At 40.6% G+C, this 335-nt stretch carries 1 protein-coding gene; it reads left to right on the top strand.

From position 1 onward, the window contains the following. On the top strand, positions 1-285 hold a 285-nt coding region (locus C1G53_RS07355), incomplete at its 5' end, for an FGGY-family carbohydrate kinase (RefSeq protein WP_269087993.1). Positions 286-335 lie beyond the last annotated feature (50 nt).

Below are 335 nucleotides of genomic sequence, written 5' to 3'. Positions count from 1 at the left end.
ATTGTTTCTGTCGGTGGTGGTGCTAAAAATAAAGATTGGCTCCAGATACAGGCAGACGTCTTTAATGCAGAAATTGTAACCTTAAAAGCTGAACAAGGACCAGGCTTAGGTGCGGCGATGCTAGCAGCTCTTGGTTTAGGATGGTTTGAGAATATGGAATCCTGCGCAGACCACTTTGTAGCATACACTGACGCCATTCAGCCAATTCCAGAAAATGTCGCTGTCTACGAAACCATCTATCAGCACTATAAAGCCATTTACCCAAATGTCAAAAATATTAAGTGAGGGTTTTTATGGAAAAATCGTATATGAATAACTGTGAGATGACATATATC

The sequence above is a fragment of the Streptococcus suis genome, assembly GCF_002960445.1.
Lineage (GTDB): Bacteria > Bacillota > Bacilli > Lactobacillales > Streptococcaceae > Streptococcus > Streptococcus hyiners.
Note: the sequence above shows the minus strand (reverse complement) of the source record. Positions and strands in the feature narration are given on the sequence as shown.